Source organism: Neopusillimonas maritima, assembly GCF_003576595.1.
Taxonomy (GTDB): domain Bacteria; phylum Pseudomonadota; class Gammaproteobacteria; order Burkholderiales; family Burkholderiaceae_B; genus Neopusillimonas; species Neopusillimonas maritima.
In genome coordinates, this window is the sequence record NZ_NQOU01000001.1 from 991,311 (window position 1) to 1,006,976 (window position 15,666).

Here is a 15,666-nt window from a genome sequence, read left to right on the forward strand (position 1 = left end):
CATGAGATAATAGCGTTTATGGATATGACCTCCCGAATGTCGTCGCATTTCGACGACGCTATCGACACCTTCAAGGCGAGCTCCCAGGCGCTTGCGGAACCCCTTGCCACAGCGGTCGACATGGCGTTCGCCGCTTTGGTGAACAATAACAAAATACTGGCATGCGGTAACGGTGGCTCCGCCGCCGACGCACAGCACTTTGTTGCCGAGTTGGTAGGCCGTTTTGAACGAGATCGCCTTCCTCTGGCCGGCATAGCCCTGAATACCGACTCATCCATCATGACTGCAGTCGGTAACGACTACGGCTTCGATCACATTTTTGAACGCCAGGTCATGGCGCTTGGCCAACCGGGCGACATTCTCGTTGCCATTTCCACCAGTGGGAACTCACCCAACGTTTTGCGGTCCATTGAAGCAGCACACGACCGCGACATGGCCGTTATCGCCCTAACTGGAAAAGGGGGCGGAAAAATCGGTGAACAGCTTTACGAAACCGATATCCATTTATGCGTACCTCACGACCGCACGATGCGAATTCAGGAAGTACATATCATCCTGCTGCATGCCCTATGTGACGGAATCGACGCCCTCTTACTCGGAGACTCGCTCTAATGACTGCAACATTTACCTCCTCTCGCGCGCTCTTACTGGCATTTTTACTGGGCGTAGCCACACTGATGTCGGCATGCGCACCACTGGTTGTGGGCGGAGCCGCCGCAACCACTGCTCTTTTGGCAACTGATCGCCGCACCGCCGGCGAACAGGTCGAAGACCAAGCCATTGAAATGAAGTTTTCAATCGAGGTCGGTCGGGCCTTCAACGACCGGTCCGATGTCCGCCTGACCAGCGTGTCGTATGCAGGCAAGGTTCTCATATACGGCGATGTACCCAACGAGGCCGATAAAGCCCGCGCCGAAACCATTGCCCGAGGTATCGAAAACGTCAAGGAAGTGATCAATCGCGTTCGCATCGGCAGCGTTACCCCGTTAAGTGTTCGAACCAACGACACGTGGATTACCACCAAGGTAAAAGCAAGCCTTATCGAAGCCAAAGAAGTACCGGCCGCCACCATTGTCGTGACAACTGAACGCGGTGTGGTCTATCTCATGGGTAAAGTCACTGACACGGAAGGACGTATGGCGGCAAAAGTGGCAGCCAACGTGCAAGGCGTCAATGAAGTCGTCAAACTGTTTACCATCGTGTCACGTGAAAGTCTGGTCCAGCAGCAAGGCAGTCAGGCGGCACCGTCCGGTGGGCAGACAACCTCCTCCCAGCCTGCCGCGTCGAGCCCATCCAGCAACCCTGAAGTTCAAACGATGCCCGTCCAATGAAAGCACTGAAAATTGGTATTGTTGTCGCGATTGCCCTGGTAGGGCTGCTTGCATGGCAACTGTCGTCCCCCTCCCGCAGCGCGCCGCAAGTGGGCTTTACCTCGTTGCAAAACGAGCAGTTCAGCACCGAAGATTTGCGCGGTAAAGTCGTATTGGTCAAATTCTGGGCTACAAGTTGCGTTACCTGCATTCAGCAAATGCCCGACACGATCGAAACGTATCAGCAATACGCCCCAAAAGGGTACGAGGTCGTTGCCGTCGCAATGGATTATGACCCGCTCGACTACGTCCGCACCTATGCCCAAACGCGCAATCTTCCCTTCAAGGTCGTTCACGATGCAAGTGGCGACATTGCGCGTGCGTTCGGCAATGTTCAGCTCACGCCTACCGCGTTCCTGATCGACAAACAGGGCAATATCGTCAAGCGCTATCTGGGCAATTACAATAAGGCCGAATTCATCAATACCGTCGAGCAAGCTCTGGCGGGCTAACAAATCACTTTTCGCCTTCATGAACATGTCTTCCTCCGACAACGCATCTCATTCCGCCACGGTAAAAGCAGCGGTACTTTCTGAAGCCTTACCCTACATCCGCCGATTTCATGGCAAAACCGTGGTCATTAAATATGGCGGCAACGCCATGACGGAAGATGAGTTGCAACGCAGCTTCGCCCACGATGTCGTTTTGCTCAAACTGGTCGGCTTGAACCCGGTTGTGGTTCATGGGGGCGGCCCGCAAATTAATGAAGCCCTCAAACGTGTTGGCAAAGAAGGCGCATTTGTTCAGGGTATGCGGGTCACCGACGCGGAAACGATGGAAGTCGTGGAGTGGGTGCTTGGCGGCCAGGTGCAACAAGACATCGTCATGATGATCAACGAAGCCGGCGGCAAGGCTGTAGGCCTTACTGGAAAAGATGGTTGCCTGATTCAAGCGCATAAAAAACTCATTGCAGACAAAGAAAAGCCGGGCGAGTGGCTGGATATCGGCTACGTAGGGGATATCAGCCGCATCGAACCTGCAGTGGTCAAGGCCCTGCAAGACGATCAGTTCATCCCCGTCATCTCGTCGATCGGCTATGGGGAAGACGGCCGGGCCTATAACATCAACGCCGACTTGGTCGCCGGTAAAATGGCCGAAGTGCTGGGTGCCGAAAAACTGGTCATGCTGACCAACACACCCGGCGTGCTCGACAAGCAAGGAGAGCTACTGCGCACCTTGTCGGCCCAGACCATCGATGAACTATTTGAAGACGGCACCATTTCCGGCGGCATGCTGCCGAAAATTTCGTCCGCTCTGAATGCGGCACGCAATGGTGTAAATTCAGTTCACGTTATCGATGGGCGTGTTCCTCACTGCCTGTTACTTGAAATACTTACCGACCGCGGCGTCGGAACCATGATCAGCGCTTTCTAATAATGAAATCGCAGGGCTTGCGCATTCCACGGCATCGGCCCCGGCGTGCCTACGCACATAACGCGCCGGTATGGTTGTTCGATCTCGACAACACACTGCACGACAGCTCGAAATCCATCTTTAAGGTGATCGACGGCAAGATGACTGAAGCGGTCGCGAAAAGTCTAAGCGTTAACGACGCTGAAGCGAACCGTTTGCGCGCCCTGTATTGGAAACGTTACGGCGCAACTGTTATCGGCCTGGTACGACACCATGGCATTCACGCCAAAACGTTCCTCGACTTAAGCCACGATTTCGACCCACGCCCACTGGTTCACTCAGAAACCGGTTTAATACGCAAATTCCAGCGTTTGCCCGGCACGAAAATATTGCTCACCAACGCGCCCGAAACCTACGCTCGAACCGTGCTCCACACATTAGGGATTCTGCCCTTCTTCGATATGATCTGGTCTATCGACCACATGCACCTTCAGGGGAAAATCCGCCCCAAGCCTTCGCATGCGCTCATGCAACAAATACGGGCTCGTTTAGGCACCACGCCCTCAAAGGTTATTTTGGTTGAAGACACCTTGAAGAACCTGAAGGCGGCACGGAAAACCGGCATGCGTACCGTGCATGTGTATCATCCGTCGACACCCTTTTCCGCATCGCACCGGGGCCGCAACCAATACGTGAACTTACGTGTTAACAGCCTGGGGCAATTATTAACCGGTAGACGACCGTTACGGGTTTAACACCACGAACGCTTGTTAGTGACCCGCGCCGCACACCAAACAAGCGGGGTCTTTACGAAACCGAATTTCGTTCCACTGCATCCGTAACGCATCCAGACACAAAAGACGCCCCACCAGCGGTTCCCCCATTTGCGCGATAACCTTGATGGCTTCAGCCGCCTGCATACTACCGATAATCCCGACCAACGGCCCCAGCACGCCGGTTGTAGCGCAACTGATCTCCTCTGCCTCATCGGCCTGTGGAAATAAACACTGATAGCAAGGGGCATCATGATGTCGCATGTCAAATACGCTAACCTGCCCTGAAAAACGAATTGCAGCACCCGAAACCAAAGGACGATGATGCAAAACACAGCTACGGTTAACATCGTGCCGCGTATCAAAATTGTCACAGCAATCAAGCACAATATCGGCTTGCGCAACAGCTTCGTCAAGCAAATGTCCGCTTAAGCGCCCTACATAAGCCTCAACTTCAACCTCGGGATTCAAACGCCCCAACGCCTTTAAACCTGACTCGGCCTTAGGTTGCCCCACTGACGTTGTAGCGTGCAGAATCTGACGTTGTAGATTACTGATCTCAACGTTGTCGTCATCGGCAAGCGTAATATGGCCCACCCCTGCCGCAGCCAGGTACAGCGCAGCCGGCGAGCCCAGCCCACCGGCACCCACAATTAAAACACGCGATTGAAGCAACCTTTCCTGCCCTTCGATACCCAGCTCATCAAGAAGAATATGACGCGCATATCGCAGGAGTTGCGCATCATCCATTATTCCACCTTGATCATGCCGTCGGGCGTAACGCGATAGCGCTCCACCGCCCCGGAAGGGGTGTCACTCAAGCGGTCAGGGGTGCTTTGTTCAGGCTCCGCCCGGCTTACATCATTTTTTTTTTCCGCATCCTTGGCGGGTTTAGCCTCTATCTCATTCTGACTTACTTTCCTGCCCTGAAGGAAATTAACGGCCTGCTTAAGCTGGAAATCGTCATCGCCGCCGATTTCAAACATTTTGATATCCGGATTGATCTCTTCCTCGTCATCGGTGGGCGTGACGACTTCCGGTGCCGATGACCCATTGGACAAATGATGTTCCAAATCGGCCTCGCGAGGAATACGGAACAGATTGCCCTGGGCTGTGTCATCGATAGTAATGTCCGGCTCTACCCCGGTTGCTTGAATAGACCGGCCATTGGGCGTGTAATACAGCGCTGTGGTTAGCTTGATGCCGGAGTCCTCCGACAGCGGCAACACGCTTTGAACGGAACCTTTCCCGAATGAACGGTTACCCAGCACTTTGGCCCGGTCATGATCCTGCAAAGCCCCCGCAACAATTTCAGACGCTGAAGCCGAGCCGACATTGATCAATACCACCAGAGGCACCGTTCTGGCCCACTCAGGAAACGCGTAGTCGTTGTTGATACCGCCGCCGAAACTACGCACATAATCAACCGGTTTGGCGAAATACTCGCGGTTGGCTGAAGGAATACGGCCTTTGGTGGACACAACAAGGACGTCGGGCGGCAAAAAGGCCGACGACACACCAATTGCTGCATCAAGCAGGCCACCTGGGTCGTTGCGCAAATCGAGCACCATGCCTTTCGGCGCACCGCTTTCGCCCAACTCCCTTAACTGTTTGGCCAGATCGGAAACCGTGCGTTCCTGGAACTGACTAATTCTGACGTAGGCGATGTCGTCGGGCAACATTTTGCTGCGCACACTGCGCACCTTGATCATATCGCGCACAATTTTCACGATAAGCGGCTTGTCCTGGCCCGCACGACGAATGGTTAAAACAATGGACGTTTGTGGTTCGCCCCGCATTAGTTTGACCGCTTCGCTTAGGGTTAGACCCTTGGTGGGCTTGCCATCGATATGCGTGATAATGTCGCCGGACATAATGCCGGCACGGGCAGCGGGCGTGTCCTCGATAGGTGCAATCACTTTGGGCATACCGTCTTCACTGCCAATTTCAATGCCCAAGCCACCAAAACCGCCTTGGGTGATGGCCTCCATTTCCTTGAAGGCTTCCGGGTCCAGGTAAGCGGAATGCGGGTCAAGATCGCTGAACATGCCGCGAATTGCATCGTCCATCAGGTCTTTATCACCCAACGGCTCGACGTAACTGGATTTAATCGCGGAAAAAACGTTGGCAAACTGCTGTAGCTCTTTTAGCGGCAACGGTTCACCGCGTTGCGCCACGGCGGAAATACCCAGGCTGAGCAAGACCCCACCCACGATGCCTGACATAACCAACCCAAACCGACCTATTTTGCGAGTGCCCATGCACATTCCCGTATTAAAAACATCAATATAACTGCCTGCTGCGCCTATAGTACCTTAACGCGCCAACCAAATCAGCGGGTTAACCGGCGTACCACCATGCCGAATTTCAAAATAAAGGCCCGGTTCAACCTGCCCACCGGTTGCACCCACCCTGGCAATCGTATCCTGTGGCCCCACACGCTCCCCCACTCTCTTGAGCAGACTTTGGTTATAGGCATAAACCGTTAAATAACCCTCACCGTGGTCCACAATAAGCAAGTTGCCAAAGCCGTTCAGCCAATTGGCGTAAACCACACGTCCAGAGGCAACCGGGCGGACCGCCGTTCCTTCAGGTGCGCGCAAAACCACACCCCGCCAAATGCCGCCGTCCGGACGTTCGGCGCCGAAACGTCCGAGCACCTGACCCTGAACCGGCGCGGGAAGCCCTTTTCTCAGACCCGACAACGGCGCAATTGGTTCCTGGGTAACAGCGGTTTCCTCAGAAGCGGTATCGGGCTCGGTATCCGACTGAGCTGATTCGCCCTCGGGCATTGCGGGTTCTTCTGTTTCCGTTTCAGTCGCTTCAACGGTAGTTACGGGCTCGGAAGGCGTAACTCGAACCACCTCGGTGTCGCGCTCCCTTGCCTCGCGCTCCCTTGCCTCACGCTCGATGCGCTCACGTTCAGCGCGTTCCGCAGCCTCCTGCTCACGCTTTCTACGCTCGGCTGCCAATCGCTCCCGTTCGCGACGCTCTACCGCCTCTTGCTCTTTAATCGCGCTTTGCAAACCCTCTACCAGCCCCTCCAACCGCTGCGCATCCTGCTCAAGTGTCTCAGCCTCGGTTCGACGCTGCTTCAACGCCGTTTCAGCGCGAGCCAGCACCTGCGCCCGTTCAGCTTTTTGTTCTTCGAGTACTGCTTTCTTCTGACTGGTTTGTTCCCGCAAGGCAACAAGTTCAGCCTCACGTTGTTCCAGTTGCTGCGTAAGCACCTCCAACTGCCCCAGGGTTTCCTGCAAATTGCGCACAGCCTGTGCCTGTGAGCGAGAGACATAACCCAAATAGGCTAGCTCACGGCCGATGCGATGCGGATCTTCGCCGGAAAGCAATGCAGTCCAGGGAGACAAGCCACCAGCATACTGCGCCCTTAACTGATCAGCCAAAGAGTCACGCTGAACTTGGATCCGCTCACGGGTTTGCCCAATATTTTGCGCCAACTGCTCCTGCTCTTGAATGACGCGTTTTTCTTCATCAGCCAGTTCTGCAAGCTCGCGCACCACCACTGAAATGGCCGTTTCGGAAGCCTTCAACTGATCAAGTGCATCCTCGCGCGAACGTGCCTGACGCTCAATGGTTTTCTGGAGCGTGTTAATACGGGCTTGCAATTCGGCCTGCTGTTGTTGCATTTGCGCCTGGCGTGCCTTTAGCTGCGCGGAAGTTTGATCCGCCGCCGCGACCGTCGACCATAAGGCCAACACTGCCAAGCCAAGCGCATACCGCATAAATACTAGCCCTTTTTCGCTTTGCCCTGGGCAGCAACTGCCGCCATCGCTGCTTCGATTTCAGCTGCATCGCCCAAATAATAGTTACGGATCGGACGAAGCTCGTCGTCGAGCTCGTAAACCAGCGGCTGACCGGTGGGAATATTCACCCCAACAATTTCATCGTCGGAAATACCATCAAGATGTTTGATCAGGGCGCGCAGACTGTTTCCATGTGCGGCCACCAGCACCTTACGACCTGCCTTAAGCGCGGGGGCAATCGACTCATTCCAAAAAGGAACCACGCGATCAACCGTATCTTTAAGACACTCCGTCGCCGGCAACTGATCGGCTGGGATCTTGGCATAGCGTTTATCGAAACGGGGATGGCGTGGATCGTCGAGCTCAAGTGGATTTGGCGCGATTGCATACGCACGACGCCACACCAATACTTGCTCGTCGCCATATTTGGCCGCTGTTTCCGATTTATTCAAACCCTGCAATGCGCCATAATGGCGCTCATTCAAACGCCAGCTTAGCCCCACCGGGGTATACATGGCGTCCATGGCATCCAGCGCGATCCATAAAGTCCGAATGGCGCGCTTGAGCACCGATGAAAACGCCAGATCGAACTCAAAACCTTCCGCTTTCAGCAGTTCACCCGCTTTCTGCGCCTGCATTCGACCCGTTTCAGTCAGATCGACATCCGTCCATCCGGTGAATCGATTTTCAAGATTCCACTGGCTTTCCCCGTGGCGCATGAGTACTAATTTATGCATGAGACAAATTACCTAAAAATTGAATAAGCGCGTCCATTTTATAATCCCGTATTATCGAAGTTTTTTTGACGAATCAAACTGGACCGTATCGTGGACTTTCTTCTTAGCGACAGCAACCTTTATATTGTAATAATAGCCCTTGTATCCGGGGCCATGCTTTTGTGGCCTACGATTATGAAAGGCGCACGTGCGAGCGCAGTCGGCGTGTCGCAAGCCGTTCAACTGGCAAACCAAAGCAACGGTGTGTTCATCGACGTACGCAGCCACGAAAAATTCAAAGGGGGCAGCATCCCCCAAGCGAAAAACATTCCGGTTGCCGACATCGACGCCAAAATGAGCACACTGCCCAAAGACAAACCTATTATCGTCGTTTGCGAACATGGGCGTGAATCGGCTACGGTAGCCGGTAAACTGCGCAAAAATGGTTTTAAAGAAGCCGTTACCCTTGAAGGAGGGTTGCGCAAGTGGATAGACGCCGGCATGCCGGTAAGCGGTAAGCATTAACTCTTACCTTTTCCACAAGATCTGTTTCACACTTTACCGAGGTTTACATGGCAACAGTCACAATGTATTGCACCGCCGTTTGTCCTTTTTGCGTGCGTGCCGAGATGCTGCTGAAAAAACGTGGCGTATCCGAAATTACAAAAATCCGCATCGACACCGACCAGGAGCAACGTGCGCTCATGATGGAGCGAACCGGGCGTCGCACCGTACCCCAAATTTATATCAACGACACCCACGTCGGTGGTTACGACGAATTGGCCGCACTTGATCGCGCCGACAAGCTCGTTCCCATGCTAAGCAACTAACACCATTTCAAAATCCCCCCAATAAACGGGTAATTAACCTATCAGGAACACAATATGGCCGAACAAGATCAGGCAGGCGCCAACAGTCAGGCAAAAGACCCCAGCTTCAACCTGCAACGCACTTACGTTAAAGACCTGTCTTTGGAAATGCCCAATGCGCCCCAGATTTTCCTGGAGCAGGAAGCGCCCAATGTCGAAGTCAGTATCAATGTAGGTGGCCGGCAATTGGCGGATACCATTTACGAATCAACCGTCCAGGTTACGGTCACAACCCGCATCAACGATAAAACCCTTTATTTGGTCGAGGCGACACAGGCTGGTATCTTCGAGGCAGCCAACATCCCTGCCGACCAGCTTGACCCATTATTGGGAATTGTTTGCCCAACCATGCTTTACCCCTACTTGCGGGCCACCATTGCCGATGCAATCACTCGCACCACTATGCCTGCGCTGCACTTGGCTGAAGTCAACTTCCAGTCGCTCTACGAGCAGCGTTTGGCACAAGCCGCCGAAGAGAACAAGCAGCAAAGCGTCGGTATTGAAATCCCACCTGGTGCAACAAAGCAGTAACCCGCAAAGCAATGAATACAACTACGGTAACCCCACCCAACCCGCTACGCGTTAGCGTACTGGGTGCGGGAAGCTGGGGCACGGCGCTTGCCGCTATCGCCAGCCGACAAAGCGATACCCTTCTCTGGGCCCGAGACGCCGCAACCGCCCAAGCCATTAGCCAACAAAGGCAGAACACGCGCTACCTGCCCAACATTGCTTTGCCTTCCGCGCTCAAAGCCACCAGTCACCTCGATGACGCGTTACATCATGTTTGCGCCGTCAACCCGCAGGTTAGCCATCACCTCATTATTCTGGGTGTGCCGGTTGCGGGCCTTGAAGAGGTCTGCACAAAAATTGCACCCTATTTAAGGCAATGCAGCGCGTTCGTCAGTGTCGTCTGGACATGCAAAGGTTTCGACCCCGAAAACGGGCGGCTTCCGCACGAGATTGCACAAGCCTCACTGGGCGACGTCAGTAACGTTGGGCTCGGTGTGCTCTCGGGGCCCTCGTTTGCCAAAGAAGTGGCGCAAGGCCTCCCCGTGGCGCTTACGATCGCCAGCGACTCAAAAAACGTTATCGACGATACAACCGAGGCGTTGCACGGCGGCCCGGTTCGGATCTACTCAAGTCGGGACATCGTTGGGGTTGAAGTAGGCGGCGCCATGAAAAACGTCATGGCTATTGCGTGCGGCATCGCCGACGGGCTCGAATTGGGCACCAACGCCCGTGCAGCCATCATTACGCGCGGCCTGGCGGAAATGCAACGGCTTGGAAAGGCAATGGGGGGCCAAGCCGATACTTTTTCCGGCCTAACCGGGCTGGGCGACCTGGTACTCACGGCAACCGGGCCTTTATCGCGGAACCGACAAGTAGGCCTGGCGCTCGGCCACGGGCAACCGTTGGCCGACATTCTTGCAACGGGTATTACAGCGGAAGGCGTTCGCTGCGCAAGAGCCGCCCTGCAATTAGGTAAACACTATAACGTTGAGCTTCCGATTACCGAAGCCGTGTGTCATGTTTTATTTGAGGGGGTATCCCCTCAACAAGCGGTTTCCGACCTTCTGGCCCGTGAGGCCAAGGCTGAAAACATGCGAACTTAAATGCCGCCCAAGTAGCCTGTCTGTCGCCACGCCTCGTAAACCGTCACCGCCACCGCGTTGGATAAATTCAAACTGCGTTGCCCCTGACGCATGGGTAAACGGAACCACTGCTCTTGCGCAAACAACGCCAGTTGATCTGCCGACAAACCCGCCGTTTCACAGCCAAATACGAATACGTCTCCCTCGTGAAACTCGAAGCGCCCCATTAATGCGCGGCCTTTTGTTGTCATGGCAAAACAGCGGGCCTGACTCACCCCTATGGTAGCTAACGCTTCAGGCAAAGAGTCGTGCACTTGTACATTTGCCCACTCATGATAGTCGAGTCCGGCCCGTTTCAAACGCTTATCATCGAGTTCAAAACCAAGCGGCCGAACCAAATGCAAATGCGCACCTGTATTGGCGGCCAGACGAATGACATTCCCTGTGTTAGGCGGAATTTCCGGAGAGACAAGCACAATATGAAACATAAAAGTTCTTCACAACGACAAAGGCGTGCGAGCCAGCACAACACCATGCACCGACGCAGCACCCGCCTGCATTAATAAATGGGAGACGGCGTTCAACGTGCTTCCCGTGGTTAAAACATCATCAACAACCCAAACGTGACAGCCTGACAACGAGGCCGAATTTCTTAAACCATACAAACTCTGAACCCGTTCATAACGCTGCCGGCGACCCAGTAGTTTCTGCGGGCCGGCCTCTTTAGAGCGGAACAAAACATTCCTGTAAGGCAAACTCAGCCGACGCGAAAGATGACGGGCAATCTCGCCTGCGGGGTTAAACCCACGCTGTCGCAATGCCGGCAGGCTGGCAGGCACGGGCACCAGGATTGTAGCGCCTGAAGTGGCCGCCTGAAGCCGCTGCAATCGGGGAATGAGCAATTCCGCCAAAGTCGCGGCCAAAAGATAACGTCGGCCCTGTTTGAACTGACGAATCAGAACACTTCCGGGAAAGTGATAATCGAACGCGGCCACAACCGAATGAAACTCCGGCGCTTTGTGTCGGCAATCAGAACACCCTCCAAAGCGATCCAGCAACAAAGCACAAACCTGACAGCGTGGCCCGCCAAACAACATCGAACCGCACACCGCCTGACTGCAACCCTCACACAACCAAGCCGCCGGCGTCCGGGCCAGACACAAGGGACAATTCCCGGGTACACACATCATCAGCTCATGCCACAAGTCGCGCCAAGGCAAACAATGCGCCATAATGAAACCTGTAAAATGTATCAACATCGCATCAGAACACGCTTGATGCCCCATGCAAAGCGCCGAGTACGCAAATATGTCATCACCGCCGTCACTGCCGCTCAACCCTCTGCACGTTGCACAACAATTTGCCCGTCGCGCCCCGCTTGATGAAGCGCAATTTTTATACGGGGAAATAGCACAACGCATGCTGCAGCGGCTTAGCTATATCCGCAGCAACCCATCCGTTATTCTCGATGCAGGATGTGGCGCCGGGCACGCTGTCGAGCCTTTACGTGCGCGCTATCCAGCAGCGCAATATACCGGTCTCGATATATCCCGGCCTTTGCTAAATACCGCCATTGCACGCCATGCGGGCAAAAGAGGGCTCTGGAACCGCCTGCGTAATAAGCCGGCCGCCGAAACGCACTTCGTGCGGGCCGATATGGCAAAAACCGGCCTGCCGCCAGAGTCCATCGGGTTGATTTGGTCGAATATGGCTTTGCATTGGCATCCCGCCCCCCATCTTGTATTTGCAGAATGGCGCCGAATTCTAAAGTCGAATGGCCTGGCCATGTTTTCCTGCCTCGGCCCCGCCTCATTGAAAGAATTGCGCGAAGCCCTGATCGACGCCGATATTCAAACGGCCACGCCAAGCTTTGTCGACATGCACGACTTCGGCGACTTACTCGTCGAAAACGGGTTTACCGACCCGGTCATGGATCAGGAAACCATCACGCTTACCTTCAAAACAGCAGAAAAATTATTATCAGATCTATGGACCTTGGGCGGCAACCCCAGCATTGGCCGACGACCGGGGATGCCAGGGCGCAAATGGCGTGAAAAGTTAATCGATGCGCTGGAAAAACAACGCCAGATGGACGGGACCATTCACCTTACACTGGAAGTTGCCTACGGCCACGCGTGGCGCGCGCAATCGTTTAAAAGCGCCCCCGACGAAACGCGAATTTCAGTCGACGCCATTACCAGGCGCCGGCCAAAATCATAAGCCACTAGAACCGCCAGGCCAGTCTTGCCTGCAAGCCGTGATCCTGACTACCACCGCCAAACTGACCCGCATAACCCAGGCTCACCGTACTGTTCTCGGAAGCCGCAACCTCGACCCCTAATTCGGCAACCAGCGCGTCGCGCGACAGCGCCGCACCCGAGACGGTATAACCTGGGCCGGTGGCGAAACGCAACCGTGCTTCGGGCGTTAAGTCGCCCCACGCGCGTCGCCATCCGATATTTGCCGTTAACAGTGTCGATGAAGCAGCATCGTCCGATAAGGCCATACGCGCACGCAAGCCCAAACGGGAAAAGGTAACGGCTTGACGACTCTGATCGCCCGAAAGTGCAACCGCACTACCGGACTCGTCGAACGCATCACGCGATAGCCAGACACGCTGAACGCCCCAGTACGGCTCCACGACTACATTGCCTTGTGATAGCGCATAAGCCAGCTCGGCAAACAACTGGGTAGAGGTTGCATTGGCTTTCGACTGCGCCTGCCCCAGGCCGTTATAAGCAATATTGCGCTTTGTATCGATCCGGTACCATGATTGCCCGATGCCGCCCCGAACGCTGAAACGATTGGCCGACCAGCCCAAGTAAGACATTAAATGATAACCATCGGTGTCGGCAGTGCTATTCCCGGCAGCGTTATAAGAAGATGTTGTCAGCCCCATCGATAACCCGGCATAGCCGCTCTGCCCGACCGGTGTATCGCCACCAAACAAAAGTCCGCCAAGCGAACGGGTCATACGTTGGGCATCCGCCGTGGCACCCAGACTGCCCCAGCTTCCCAATGCCTGCATCCACAGCTGATGCCGCTTTCCCGGTACGCTACGACTGACCTGCCCCAACGGCCCGCCGTAAGACGCTCCCATTTCGCGACTGAACAGTCGGTTGGTCGACGCCCGATACGGTGCGCCACTGGTTTCAAGCAAAGCACTTTGCGCTGACGCATAAATTTCGCCCGAAAACTGATCAAGCACATCCGGGCCTTGACCTGCATTCGGTAAAAGCACAAACTCATCGTAGGCGGCGCCGCCCAGGCCTTGCGCCGAAATAGCGGCGGCAGTCGCACGTTGGTTCCCCGTCTCTGCAACACTGGTGAACGCCGCATTATTGCGTCTAACCTGTAAATTGAACGATGTACCGGACATCACCGAGCTCATATCGATAAACGCCCGGTTCAGGGCAGAGGTGTCGAAAAAACTACCCGCAGCCAGAGAGCCGGCAGAGAAGAACGAAAAGTCTTGGCCCAGTGCCCCGGCGCGCAACCCCAACACCTCGAGCTTGGCACCCTGGATATCGGCCGCGCCGGTTACGTTGACACGATCAGACTGGCCTGTTTCATTGATCTCGATTTCGAGAACCGAGCCCGCCAACTGCTGATAGTTGCCGTCAACAGTTAACGTGCCAATCGAGTTACCCGGCGCTACACGGCCTGCAACAAGCGTGTCACCCACAACACCGCTCCCACCCAACGTGGCCTCCCCGCCAACGGTTAACTGCGCAGATGAAGCAATTGAACCGTTCACCACGAGCTTCCCACCCAGAATCTGAGTCGCCCCCGTATAGGTATTTTGCCCCGACATAACAAGCGTACCGGCACCGCGCTTTATCAAGCCACCACTGCCCCGGATGTCGTTACTCCAGAGTGAGTTATATCCACGGGTATTAACATCGAACACGCTGCCAAAACCCCACGCGCCGAACTCTATGGGCCCTTGAATCGCCGTTTTCAAATCGAGAAACCCGCGCCCATAAATACTCTGGTCAGCGTAAATCCCGGTGCTATTGGCGGTTGTCAAAACAACTTCGATAATCTGCTCCGCCGTCATGTAAGGAAACGCTTCCCGAAGGACCGCAACGGAGCCTGCCACGACCGGTGAAGCCATCGAAGTGCCGGCCATGTCTTTATATGTGCTGTACGGATAAGTTGACCACAATTGGCTTTCATCGCTGGAATAGTTCACCGTATCCAGGAAATCTCCGCCGGGGGCGGTAATACACCACGCAGCAGCAGCCCCGCACCGGTTACTGTAGCTGGCTATCTCGCCTTCACGGTCGGCCGAGACAACGACAATAAGCTTACCCCTAAGATCGGAAAAGTCCAGATTCGCAACACGCGCATCAGAAGCCGAAATGTATGTCCAGGTTGATGGGTCCTGTACGTTGAAATCCAGACTATCATCAACAAACCTATACAAACCAGAAGCCGTATTGGCGGGTGTGATAAGCGGCAACAAACCTGCGCCTGAGGGTAAGGCTGCGGCATTCGGCTGATCCTGATACTCATTACCCGCCGCATAAACCAAAACGACATCGGCTTCAGCGGCCTCCATCAATACTTCATGCGTCGCCTCGGAATTAAACAATGCCGGTGTTGAAGTGGGTAATAATTGCCAAGTAGGGTTGGGCACCCAACGGCCACCGTCGTCCTGTATGAATTTTTCGGCCGTAACGGGGCCGTAACTCCCATTCAATACCTGGGCGCCGTTTTCAGCAGCGTACAAAACGGCGTTGAAAGGGGCGTTTGCGGTGTAGCCATCGATCGCCCGTAGCGGCAACAAAGTGGCGTTATAGGCAACACCCTGCATGCCGAAGCCATTGCGCCCCGCCCCGGCCAACCCGGTGACATGCGTTCCATGGCCGGCGATTTCGCCATCAGGCTCAAGGTCACTGACATCGTATGGGCCGGCCAAATCGGAAAAATTACGTAATTTCGCTGAAATACGACCTGCAAATTCGGGATGATCAACATCCAGGCCACTATCAACAATGGCAATCAGCACCCCTTTCCCCGTGTATCCCTTTGCGTAAGCATATTGGGCATTAATGGGCAACAGTGCGCGACTAGCCAGAAACTCCGGCGTAATAAAAGATGAAGGCGAACCGGTGATGCCGGTTTGCGCCGCAATGGGTGCTGCGGCACCCATACTTGCCAGCGCCAAAACAATAGCCGCCCCAGCTTGTCTCCACGGGAAATTTTTTTTCATTATGGTCAAAAACT

At 54.8% G+C, this 15,666-nt stretch carries 17 protein-coding genes; 10 read left to right on the forward strand and 7 right to left on the reverse strand.

Translation table 11 applies throughout. The features are described from left to right. Positions 1 to 18: 18 nt before the first annotated feature. From CJO09_RS04850 to CJO09_RS04870, 5 genes are read left to right on the forward strand one after another with little or no spacing between them, the layout of a single operon-like run. Positions 19 to 612: a phosphoheptose isomerase gene (locus tag CJO09_RS04850; protein WP_166128624.1), complete on the forward strand. Its 594-nt coding sequence runs from the start codon at positions 19 to 21 to the stop codon at positions 610 to 612. Continuing rightward, positions 612 to 1,331 carry a BON domain-containing protein gene (locus CJO09_RS04855; RefSeq protein WP_119441294.1) on the forward strand — a complete coding sequence of 240 codons (720 nt, stop codon included), beginning with the start codon at positions 612 to 614 and terminating at the stop codon, positions 1,329 to 1,331. Before CJO09_RS04850 ends, CJO09_RS04855 begins: the two co-directional genes overlap by 1 nt. Further along, the gene (locus CJO09_RS04860) at positions 1,328 to 1,822 is read left to right on the forward strand and encodes a TlpA disulfide reductase family protein (RefSeq protein WP_114421339.1); all 495 of its coding nucleotides are present in this window, start codon (positions 1,328 to 1,330) and stop codon (positions 1,820 to 1,822) included. Before CJO09_RS04855 ends, CJO09_RS04860 begins: the two co-directional genes overlap by 4 nt. Positions 1,823 to 1,847: 25 nt before the next feature. Continuing rightward, a complete protein-coding gene (argB, locus tag CJO09_RS04865; RefSeq protein ID WP_119441386.1) occupies positions 1,848 to 2,744 on the forward strand; it encodes an acetylglutamate kinase in 897 nt (298 codons plus the stop codon). 2 nt (positions 2,745 to 2,746) lie between these two features. Further along, positions 2,747 to 3,478 carry a pyrimidine 5'-nucleotidase gene (locus CJO09_RS04870; RefSeq protein ID WP_119441295.1) on the forward strand — a complete coding sequence of 244 codons (732 nt, stop codon included), beginning with the start codon at positions 2,747 to 2,749 and terminating at the stop codon, positions 3,476 to 3,478. 15 nt (positions 3,479 to 3,493) lie between these two features. On the opposite strand, the gene CJO09_RS04875 is transcribed toward CJO09_RS04870, so the two are convergent. From CJO09_RS04875 to gpmA, 4 genes are read right to left on the reverse strand one after another with little or no spacing between them, the layout of a single operon-like run. Continuing rightward, on the reverse strand, positions 3,494 to 4,246 hold the full coding sequence (locus tag CJO09_RS04875) for a HesA/MoeB/ThiF family protein (RefSeq protein ID WP_119441296.1): 753 nt from the start codon (positions 4,244 to 4,246) through the stop codon (positions 3,494 to 3,496). Continuing rightward, positions 4,246 to 5,757 (reverse strand): S41 family peptidase, encoded by a 1,512-nt coding sequence (locus CJO09_RS04880; RefSeq protein ID WP_119441297.1) that lies wholly within the window; start codon positions 5,755 to 5,757, stop codon positions 4,246 to 4,248. The genes CJO09_RS04875 and CJO09_RS04880 overlap by 1 nt, the downstream gene beginning before the upstream one ends. 54 nt (positions 5,758 to 5,811) lie before the next feature. Beyond that, on the reverse strand, positions 5,812 to 7,236 hold the full coding sequence (locus CJO09_RS04885; protein WP_119441298.1) for a murein hydrolase activator EnvC family protein: 1,425 nt from the start codon (positions 7,234 to 7,236) through the stop codon (positions 5,812 to 5,814). Between the two features lie 5 nt (positions 7,237 to 7,241). Continuing rightward, positions 7,242 to 7,994: a 2,3-diphosphoglycerate-dependent phosphoglycerate mutase gene (gpmA, locus tag CJO09_RS04890; protein ID WP_119441299.1), complete on the reverse strand. Its 753-nt coding sequence runs from the start codon at positions 7,992 to 7,994 to the stop codon at positions 7,242 to 7,244. Between the two features lie 174 nt (positions 7,995 to 8,168). Here gpmA and CJO09_RS04895 point away from each other — a divergent pair, with 174 nt between their 5' ends. From CJO09_RS04895 to CJO09_RS04910, 4 genes are read left to right on the forward strand one after another with little or no spacing between them, the layout of a single operon-like run. Beyond that, a complete protein-coding gene (locus CJO09_RS04895; protein WP_245961218.1) occupies positions 8,169 to 8,498 on the forward strand; it encodes a rhodanese-like domain-containing protein in 330 nt (109 codons plus the stop codon). A gap of 47 nt (positions 8,499 to 8,545) precedes the next feature. After that, complete coding sequence (gene grxC / locus CJO09_RS04900) at positions 8,546 to 8,803, forward strand: glutaredoxin 3 (RefSeq protein WP_119441300.1); 258 nt, start codon at positions 8,546 to 8,548, stop codon at positions 8,801 to 8,803. A gap of 54 nt (positions 8,804 to 8,857) precedes the next feature. After that, on the forward strand, positions 8,858 to 9,373 hold the full coding sequence (gene secB / locus CJO09_RS04905) for a protein-export chaperone SecB (RefSeq protein WP_119441301.1): 516 nt from the start codon (positions 8,858 to 8,860) through the stop codon (positions 9,371 to 9,373). An 11-nt stretch (positions 9,374 to 9,384) separates the two neighbouring features. Continuing rightward, entirely contained in the window at positions 9,385 to 10,455 is a 1,071-nt protein-coding gene (locus CJO09_RS04910) for an NAD(P)H-dependent glycerol-3-phosphate dehydrogenase (protein ID WP_119441302.1), read from the forward strand. On the opposite strand, the gene CJO09_RS04915 is transcribed toward CJO09_RS04910, so the two are convergent. Further along, a complete protein-coding gene (locus CJO09_RS04915; protein WP_119441303.1) occupies positions 10,452 to 10,922 on the reverse strand; it encodes a tRNA (cytidine(34)-2'-O)-methyltransferase in 471 nt (156 codons plus the stop codon). The genes CJO09_RS04910 and CJO09_RS04915 overlap by 4 nt on opposite strands. A 9-nt stretch (positions 10,923 to 10,931) precedes the next feature. After that, positions 10,932 to 11,666, reverse strand: coding sequence for a ComF family protein (locus CJO09_RS04920; RefSeq protein WP_158582711.1), 735 nt, complete (start codon positions 11,664 to 11,666; stop codon positions 10,932 to 10,934). A gap of 76 nt (positions 11,667 to 11,742) precedes the next feature. On the opposite strand from CJO09_RS04920, the gene CJO09_RS04925 reads away from it, so the two are divergent. Further along, a complete protein-coding gene (locus CJO09_RS04925) occupies positions 11,743 to 12,654 on the forward strand; it encodes a methyltransferase domain-containing protein (RefSeq protein WP_119441388.1) in 912 nt (303 codons plus the stop codon). A gap of 4 nt (positions 12,655 to 12,658) precedes the next feature. Here the strand turns inward: CJO09_RS04925 and CJO09_RS15685 are convergent, their stop codons facing one another. Further along, complete coding sequence (locus CJO09_RS15685; protein WP_218961023.1) at positions 12,659 to 15,652, reverse strand: autotransporter domain-containing protein; 2,994 nt, start codon at positions 15,650 to 15,652, stop codon at positions 12,659 to 12,661. Positions 15,653 to 15,666 lie beyond the last annotated feature (14 nt).

Bases quoted from the DNA above. Each gene is read 5' to 3' on its own strand.
- CJO09_RS04875 (WP_119441296.1), bottom strand. From the start codon at position 4,246: ATGGATGATGCGCAACTCCTGCGATATGCGCGTCATATTCTTCTTGAT.
- CJO09_RS04850 (WP_166128624.1), top strand. From the start codon at position 19: ATGGATATGACCTCCCGAATGTCGTCGCATTTCGACGACGCTATCGAC.
- argB (WP_119441386.1), top strand. From the start codon at position 1,848: ATGTCTTCCTCCGACAACGCATCTCATTCCGCCACGGTAAAAGCAGCG.
- CJO09_RS04910 (WP_119441302.1), top strand. From the start codon at position 9,385: ATGAATACAACTACGGTAACCCCACCCAACCCGCTACGCGTTAGCGTA.
- CJO09_RS04895 (WP_245961218.1), top strand. From the start codon at position 8,169: ATGAAAGGCGCACGTGCGAGCGCAGTCGGCGTGTCGCAAGCCGTTCAA.
- gpmA (WP_119441299.1), bottom strand. From the start codon at position 7,994: ATGCATAAATTAGTACTCATGCGCCACGGGGAAAGCCAGTGGAATCTT.
- CJO09_RS04855 (WP_119441294.1), top strand. From the start codon at position 612: ATGACTGCAACATTTACCTCCTCTCGCGCGCTCTTACTGGCATTTTTA.
- CJO09_RS04860 (WP_114421339.1), top strand. From the start codon at position 1,328: ATGAAAGCACTGAAAATTGGTATTGTTGTCGCGATTGCCCTGGTAGGG.
- CJO09_RS04870 (WP_119441295.1), top strand. From the start codon at position 2,747: ATGAAATCGCAGGGCTTGCGCATTCCACGGCATCGGCCCCGGCGTGCC.
- CJO09_RS15685 (WP_218961023.1), bottom strand. From the start codon at position 15,652: ATGAAAAAAAATTTCCCGTGGAGACAAGCTGGGGCGGCTATTGTTTTG.
- CJO09_RS04880 (WP_119441297.1), bottom strand. From the start codon at position 5,757: ATGGGCACTCGCAAAATAGGTCGGTTTGGGTTGGTTATGTCAGGCATC.
- secB (WP_119441301.1), top strand. From the start codon at position 8,858: ATGGCCGAACAAGATCAGGCAGGCGCCAACAGTCAGGCAAAAGACCCC.
- CJO09_RS04885 (WP_119441298.1), bottom strand. From the start codon at position 7,236: ATGCGGTATGCGCTTGGCTTGGCAGTGTTGGCCTTATGGTCGACGGTC.
- CJO09_RS04915 (WP_119441303.1), bottom strand. From the start codon at position 10,922: ATGTTTCATATTGTGCTTGTCTCTCCGGAAATTCCGCCTAACACAGGG.
- CJO09_RS04920 (WP_158582711.1), bottom strand. From the start codon at position 11,666: ATGGCGCATTGTTTGCCTTGGCGCGACTTGTGGCATGAGCTGATGATG.
- CJO09_RS04925 (WP_119441388.1), top strand. From the start codon at position 11,743: ATGTCATCACCGCCGTCACTGCCGCTCAACCCTCTGCACGTTGCACAA.
- grxC (WP_119441300.1), top strand. From the start codon at position 8,546: ATGGCAACAGTCACAATGTATTGCACCGCCGTTTGTCCTTTTTGCGTG.